This is a genomic window from Microcoleus sp. AT3-D2, assembly GCF_036705715.1.
Lineage (GTDB): Bacteria > Cyanobacteriota > Cyanobacteriia > Cyanobacteriales > Microcoleaceae > Microcoleus.
The window spans coordinates 1-7000 of sequence record NZ_JAUBVE010000136.1 but is presented as its reverse complement, the minus strand read 5'-3'; the positions used below and the strand labels follow the sequence as shown (position 1 = coordinate 7000).

At 43.9% G+C, this 7000-nt stretch carries 7 protein-coding genes and 1 pseudogene; 4 read left to right on the top strand and 4 right to left on the bottom strand.

Going from position 1 to position 7000, the window contains the following annotated elements; translation table 11 throughout:
• Positions 1 to 32 precede the first annotated feature (32 nt).
• The 3 genes from QUB44_RS29860 to QUB44_RS29850 are packed head-to-tail and all read right to left on the bottom strand — an operon-like array spanning position 33 to position 2950.
• Positions 33 to 2186, bottom strand: coding sequence for a pentapeptide repeat-containing protein (locus QUB44_RS29860; protein ID WP_333373315.1), 2154 nt, complete (start codon positions 2184 to 2186; stop codon positions 33 to 35).
• Between the two features lie 58 nt (positions 2187 to 2244).
• Positions 2245 to 2613: a transcriptional regulator gene (locus QUB44_RS29855; RefSeq protein WP_333373312.1), complete on the bottom strand. Its 369-nt coding sequence runs from the start codon at positions 2611 to 2613 to the stop codon at positions 2245 to 2247.
• 10 nt (positions 2614 to 2623) lie between these two features.
• On the bottom strand, positions 2624 to 2950 hold the full coding sequence (locus QUB44_RS29850) for a type II toxin-antitoxin system RelE/ParE family toxin (protein ID WP_333373309.1): 327 nt from the start codon (positions 2948 to 2950) through the stop codon (positions 2624 to 2626).
• A gap of 14 nt (positions 2951 to 2964) precedes the next feature.
• Here QUB44_RS29850 and QUB44_RS29845 point away from each other — a divergent pair, with 14 nt between their 5' ends.
• The 4 genes and pseudogenes from QUB44_RS29845 (at position 2965) to QUB44_RS29830 (ending at position 5612) form a co-directional block, all read left to right on the top strand.
• Entirely contained in the window at positions 2965 to 3183 is a 219-nt protein-coding gene (locus tag QUB44_RS29845) for a hypothetical protein (RefSeq protein WP_333373306.1), read from the top strand.
• Positions 3184 to 3223: 40 nt separating this feature from the next.
• Complete coding sequence (gene typA, locus QUB44_RS29840) at positions 3224 to 5014, top strand: translational GTPase TypA (protein ID WP_333373303.1); 1791 nt, start codon at positions 3224 to 3226, stop codon at positions 5012 to 5014.
• Positions 5015 to 5124: 110 nt separating this feature from the next.
• Entirely contained in the window at positions 5125 to 5346 is a 222-nt protein-coding gene (locus tag QUB44_RS29835; protein WP_333093429.1) for a hypothetical protein, read from the top strand.
• Positions 5346 to 5612, top strand: a pseudogene (locus QUB44_RS29830) (Txe/YoeB family addiction module toxin). The gene QUB44_RS29835 and the pseudogene QUB44_RS29830 overlap by 1 nt, the downstream one beginning before the upstream one ends.
• 68 nt (positions 5613 to 5680) lie before the next feature.
• Here the strand turns inward: QUB44_RS29830 and QUB44_RS29825 are convergent.
• Entirely contained in the window at positions 5681 to 6841 is a 1161-nt protein-coding gene (locus QUB44_RS29825) for a tetratricopeptide repeat protein (protein ID WP_333373300.1), read from the bottom strand.
• Positions 6842 to 7000: the final 159 nt, after the last annotated feature.

Sequence of the window (7000 nt, the reverse complement as noted above, 5' to 3'; positions counted from 1 at the left end):
TGGCACAGGCACAACGGCTCGCGGGCTATGGTCTAGACGTTTTGAAGAAGCTGTTTAGAATGAAATAGCCCTGTTTTTGCACCAGTTAAGTTAGCGCCAGATAAGTCTGCATAGTCTAATCTTGCTGCACGGATGTCTGCTGAAACTAGATCAGCACCACGCAGCTTTGCAGAGTTTAATTCCGCTTGTCGCAAGTCAGATTCAGTTAAGTCGGCTGTCGTTAGATCTGCACTAACTAATGTTGCATCATTCAAGTTTACCTGCTTCAAATTAGCTCGGCTCAAATTACAGCCGTCTAGCCTTGCTCCCTGAAGTTTTGCCCCACTCAAATTCGCATCTCTCAAATTGGAACTCGTCAATTGTGCAGAAATCAAATTAACACCTTGTAAATTGGCTCCCATCAAGTTAACACTGCTCAAGTCCCTACCAGTTAGATCGACATTTTGTAGCGATACATAAGGAGCAATTAAGTAAGCGCCCGCTTTCACGGGATCGAAATCAGTAGGAAATAAAGTTGCTTGATTGTAAATCGCTCCTTGAAGCTGAACTCCTTTGAGATTGGCTCGATCGAGGTTGGCTTCTAAAAGGTTAGAATTACTCAGATTGGCATTTGTCAAATCAGCATTTTTTAGGTCTACTTTCCTCAAGTATAGCCCGCTTAAGTTAGCTTCAGCGAGATTGGCAGTTGTGAATTTTGTTTGTTGATTTAGTTTAGCACCGCTGAGGTTTGCACCGTTCAAATCGGCTTCACTAAAATTTGCAGATTCTAGCTTTGATCCTCTTAAGCTTGCTTTGCTTAATTTGGCTTTTTCTAGTTTAGCTGATTGTAAATTAGCCTGAGCGAGGTCGGCTCTTGATAAATTAGCCTGAGAAAGATTGGCACTGTATAAACTAGCCTGAGAAAGATTGGCATTGACTAAGTTTGCTTGATTCAGATTGGCACTGTATAAATTCGCCTGATCGAGGTTGGCATTGACTAAGTTTGCTTGATTCAGATTTGCACTGGATAAATTAGACTTATAAAAGTTGACACCGCATAAATTTGCTTCGCTAAAATTTGTGCTAGAGAAAGAGCCATCCCTCATATCTGCTCCCTTCAAAATTGCGCCACTGAGCTTGACACCCTGCCAATTAACACCGCTCAAATTAGCTTTACCCAAATTAGCATTACTCAGATTAACATCAGAAGTTAGGAAACTTTTACTCAAGTAAGCACCAGCTAAATTAATACCTGTAAAATCCCTTTCTCCCTGATTTTTGCAACGCTCCCAAAACTCCTCAACACTAACAACAGGTTCCCAACTGTCCTCAGACTCATCATCCAAATCCTCACCGCTATCCTCTAAAGCAATATCTTCAGCATCCGCCGCTAATCCTTCCAAATAATCGGCTCTATCCAAGTAATCCGAACTGGCTACAAACCGCCTTTCTATCTCCTCCTCATTTAATACTTCGCTGCTATCAAATCGCTCAATTAATTGCTTGACAATTTGGCAGTCATTCGTGCGAATTCCCACTTCTTTTTCGGCACTTTGGTCGCTATTCGTCAGCAAATTGTGACTGCCCAACATGGCAAAACTAGAATCACATACTAAAAAGTTTTCGTGAGTTCCCAATAAAGAGAGACAAAATTTATCAGGATATTCGCTGGCTAATTCTTGCAAATATGCCAAAGCATTGTAGCGCCATCCCTTGCCGATTTTTTGCCTGTCTCCCAGATAACCCCAGCCAATATTTATCAAACATCCTCGGTTCAAGCAATCCCTAAATTTTTGCAGCAATTCATCATTAATGCTGTTACAATTAAGCCAAGGGCAAACAATAATCAGCCGCTCTTGAGCTAGTGATAGGGCTTCCATCAACACAGCGCGACTGTTGGGACGATCGCATACTAACTGATACTGAAAGTCTGACTTTTGCTTTTCTGTCTCGGTTTCAAGCTCGATCGGTTGATCGGCAATGACGGACATATCGCCATTTCCCAAATCACACGCCTGTTGCAGGGACGCAATTTCAGCAGTCAAACTTTCTAGCATTTGCGGTTCAGGGCGATCGTTAAATCGCTGTTCCTGTGCCTCTAAATGCCTCTTAAGTTTGGCTAGATATTTTTTCAGAATAACTTGCTCTTCTTCAAGCTGCAATACTCTCGTGGCTATTGATACTAAATCTAGTTCTGTTTCTGACATAGTGCTACCCTCAAATCAAAAAAAATTAAAAATCCATGTTTGGGAAATGGGTGAGTCATCAAACATTACCAACTTCCGCCAATTCAGCAGCAGCAACAGAATCTTCCTCTTGCCCTTTATCCCCTTCATCAACCACAACAGATAATTTCAATCCCAGAGCCTTCAGCCAACTTGCCAAAGCATAAATTGTCGCACTTCCTTCTCCCGAAAACAAAACATCTAATTTTTCCAAATGCAATTTAGCATCTTCAGCAGACATATTTGGTTCGCCAAGAGCCTCAAATACATCTCGAAGTGCTTTTCGCATGATTCCTAATTCCAAATCGCCTTCTTCCTCCTCAAAAATCTCTGTGAGATAGCCCGCAGAATATGCCGGATCTTTGAGATTTGAAATTTTATAGGGGTGATAAGGTAAGCTCTTAGGCATTGTCATTGTCTTAACTCCTGTAATCTGTCCAGTATGTTTTAGCCTTGCGGATATCTTGCTCTTGAGTGCTTTTATCCCCGCCTATCAACAAAAGTACAATTGTTTCTTCTACTTGTCCAAAATAGACCCGATAGCCGGGGCCGTAATTTATCCTCAACTCATAGACACCTTCTCCGACTGCTCGATAATCTCCGAAATTTCCAGTCCCAACTCGATCGAGTCGCCGGTCAATCTTAAATTTTGCCTTGAGATCCCGCAGGGAGTCTAACCACTCCGAGAAAGGAACTTTGCCGTCTGGCGTGCTATAACGCTGAATATCTCTGGGTTGTACTTCCATAAAGTCGATCGAACTTGCACCCTCATCTTAATATCGGCGATCGCCCCCTATCCAACCTTCTTCACCTGGGCCAACTCAAAATCACCGATCGAAAAAAACTCTGCCGTCAGGCGTGGTGTAACGCTCAATTTCACGCTTGTTGCGCTTCCATAATCTTGATTCTAGCGACGATCGCATTCCAATCTTACAGCCGCGCTCGATCGGCCCTTGACTCCATGCGCTACAATTATTAAGAAATCTTTAGTTAGATCCGTTTAACGTTCCAGACGCATTATGAGTCTTCCCATTCGCAACGTCGCCATCATTGCTCACGTCGATCACGGCAAAACCACCCTTGTGGACGCTCTCCTCAGACAGTCCGGGATCTTCCGCGAAGGGGAAGAAATCCCAGATTGCGTCATGGACTCCAACGACATCGAGCGCGAACGTGGCATTACCATCCTTTCCAAAAACACCGCCGTCAGGTACGGAGAAACCCTGATCAACATCGTCGATACCCCCGGACACGCGGACTTCGGCGGAGAAGTCGAACGAGTTCTCGGCATGGTTGACGGCTGTCTGCTGATCGTAGACGCCAACGAAGGCCCGATGCCGCAAACCCGGTTCGTGCTCAAAAAAGCCCTCGAAAAAGGACTGCGCCCGATCGTCTTTGTGAATAAGATTGATCGCGAGCGAGCAGACCCCCACAAAGCCGTCGATAAAGTTTTGGATCTGTTCCTCGAACTAGGTGCTGACGACGATCAGTGCGAATTTCCCTATCTCTTCGGTTCCGGCTTAAGCGGTTACGCCAAAAAACACCTCGAAGACGAAGGGGTAGATATGAAGCCCCTCTTTGAAGAAATCCTCGACCACGTACCGCCCCCCGTAGGCGACCCCAACAAGCCACTACAACTGCAAGTAACCACCTTAGATTACTCAGAATACGTCGGTCGCATCGTCATCGGCCGCATCCACAACGGCACGATTAGAATCGGCCAACAAGCAGTCTTAATCACAGAAAGCGGCGCCCTTGTCAAATCAAAAATTACCAAATTGATGGGCTTTGAAGGCCTGAAGCGGATTGATATCCCAGAATCTTCTGCTGGTAATCTTGTCGCCGTTGCTGGTTTTGCTGATGCCTATATTGGTGAGACAATTACCTGCCCCAACGACCCGCAAGCGCTGCCTTTAATCAAAGTAGACGAACCAACTTTGCAGATGACTTTCTCTGTGAACGATTCGCCGTTCTGCGGTCAAGAAGGAAGTTTGGTAACATCGCGTCAAATTCGCGATCGGCTAATGCGAGAACTCCAAACCAACGTCGCCTTGCGCGTCGAAGAAACCGACTCTCCCGACAAATTCCTCGTATCCGGCCGTGGCGAACTCCACCTCGGAATCCTGATCGAAAATATGCGTCGCGAAGGATACGAATTCCAAGTATCCCAGCCCCAAGTAATCTTCCGCGAAGTCGGCGGTCGTCCCTGCGAACCCTTTGAATGTTTGGTGTTAGACGTACCCGAAGAAGCAGTCGGCGGCTGCATCGAACGCCTCGGTCAGCGGAAAGCAGAAATGCAAGATATGCACGTCAGCAGCACCGGTCGCACCCAAATCGAATTTTCTGTCCCCGCTCGCGGTTTGATTGGATTCCGAGGCGAGTTCATGCGGTTGACTCGCGGCGCTGGAATTATGAACCACAGCTTCCTCGACTATCGCCCCCTCGGTGGAGAAATTGTCGCCCGTCGCAACGGAGTATTGATTTCCTTTGAAGAAGGAATTGCAACTACTTATTCACTGAAAAATGCTGAAGACCGCGGCGTATTTTTCATTACCCCCGGAACCAAGGTTTACAGAGGGATGATTATCGGAGAAAACAACCGAGATGATGACATGGAGCTGAATATTTGCAAGTCGAAGCAGTTGACAAACCACCGCGCATCTGGCGGTGAAGAATTGGCGCAATTGCAAGCACCAGTCGATATGAGTTTGGAACGCGCTTTGGAGTACATCGGTCAGGATGAATTGGTGGAAGTCACACCGAAATCAATTCGCTTGCGGAAGGTTTCTAAGAAGTTGGTCAAACGCTAAAACATCTTGAGGGCTGGCAGCAAAATTGCCAGCCCTTAATGTCAACTTCAAACTACTGTATTTAAAGACAATATTAATCATTTTAACGCAATCAAAAATAGGTAAAAACGATGTCAACAGTTTATCGTTTAAAAGCCAGCGAACTAGATCGTAAATTTTTAGAACAAATCAAAGCGATTTTTGGAGATAAAGAGATTGAAATAATTGTCTCAGAATGCGATGAAACCGAATATCTTTTGAAATCGGAAATCAATAAAAACAAACTGTTGAAAGCTATTGAAAATGTTAAAGACAGACAAAATTTAGTTGAAGTCGATTTACAGGATTTGTAATGAGTAGAAGAATTATTTTTGAATCTTCTGCTTTTGCAGATTTTAATGAATGGGCAAAATTATACAAAAAGATTTATCGCAAAATTGTAGAATTGATTAAAGATATAGATCGATCGCCATTTGAAGGATTGGGCAAACCTGAACCTCTGAAATACGAGTTAAGTGGTTTTTGATCGAGTCGCATTGATAACGAACATCGTTTGGTTTACCACGTTACGGAGGTCGAAATTGCGATCGCAGCTTGTAAGAATCATTACAGTGAATAGTAGTATATTTGAAGCTTTAAGCAATGTAGCGATCGCTCTTTTTATCCCTTTACTAAATGCGATCGCTCTCAATCTTCTTGCTGAAGTCCTTCTATTATATCAAGTAACTTTTGGTAATTTTCTTCTTTTCCATGCCGACGATATAAATTTTTAGCATTGTGAAAATCCACATCTGCTTTTTGGGAATAGCCCAGTTCATAGTGGACAATGCCTCGGTTTTGATAAGCTTCAGCAAACTCTCGTTCAAGCTCAATTGCCTTGGTAAAATCCTCAAGCGCTTTCTCTTTGTTCCCCAAACGAGAGTGAATAACTCCCAGGTAGTAGAAGGTTTTAGGATTCTTAGGATTCAGCCGAGCTGCCTGCGTGTAATCATCAAGCGCTCTTTGCAAATCGTCTAATTCCAAGAAGTAGACATCGCCTCGATTATTCCAAGCAAGGGCATAATCAGGATTTAGTTCAATTGCTTGGGTGAAATCTTTAAGCGCTCCTGGCACGTCCCCCATTTGTAAACGAGTAAAGCCTCGGCTATTGTAGACTTTATCATTGCTAGGAGCTAGTTGAATTGCTCGGCTGTGATCTGCCTGTGCTCCTCGGTAATCACCTAATTTACAAGAAATAAGACCGCGGTTTCTGTGAAAATCTGAACACTTAGGATTGAGCAATATCGCCTCTGTGTAATCTTCAATTGCTCCCAGATAGTCCCCTAGTTCAGCACGAACAAGAGCCAGGTTATTGTAGGCATTTGCATACTTAGGATTGAGCTTAATTGCTCGATTGAAATTTTCAATAGCTCCCTCAAAATCTCTTTCATTAGCCTTGTTTATTCCCAGTTCATCGAAATCCTCAGCAGAGATCGGAGAGTGCGATCGCACCCTCTCGCCCACAACCTCGTCACAAAAGTTGTCCCGCCCTTCCTCAATTTGCTCAGGTTCAGCATTTGCAGGTTGCGTGTTGCTTGGTTCTTTCTGTTCTCGCTTCGATTCAGGTTGATTGATAGAAGAATCGACTATTTTTATTTTTTGCCAATCTAACTCTAGCTTTTGGCAAATATTAACAAAAATTGTGCGGTTAACAGCCCTACCATTAAAAAAATTTACAACAGGCTGATAACTTATGCTTAGTTCATTTTCCAAATCATGATAATTCCACTTCTTGTCCGTCAAAGCTATTCTGGCTTGTTCGATGCCTGCTTCAGATGCTGTAAGCGATGTCTTTGCCCTCTTTGCCATAGTCCCACTACTCTATTTGTGACCATTTTAGCTGCTCCTATTATAAATCATACCCAACTCATACCAAAGTCATCCCTTACTTAGCAGGGCTATTTCATTCTAAACAGCTTCTTCAAAACGTCTAGACCATAGCCCGCGAGCCGTTGTGCCTGTGCCATA

Bases quoted from the DNA above. Each gene is read 5' to 3' on its own strand.
- QUB44_RS29860 (WP_333373315.1), bottom strand. From the start codon at position 2,186: ATGTCAGAAACAGAACTAGATTTAGTATCAATAGCCACGAGAGTATTG.
- QUB44_RS29855 (WP_333373312.1), bottom strand. From the start codon at position 2,613: ATGCCTAAGAGCTTACCTTATCACCCCTATAAAATTTCAAATCTCAAA.
- QUB44_RS29850 (WP_333373309.1), bottom strand. From the start codon at position 2,950: ATGGAAGTACAACCCAGAGATATTCAGCGTTATAGCACGCCAGACGGC.
- typA (WP_333373303.1), top strand. From the start codon at position 3,224: ATGAGTCTTCCCATTCGCAACGTCGCCATCATTGCTCACGTCGATCAC.
- QUB44_RS29835 (WP_333093429.1), top strand. From the start codon at position 5,125: ATGTCAACAGTTTATCGTTTAAAAGCCAGCGAACTAGATCGTAAATTT.
- QUB44_RS29825 (WP_333373300.1), bottom strand. From the start codon at position 6,841: ATGGCAAAGAGGGCAAAGACATCGCTTACAGCATCTGAAGCAGGCATC.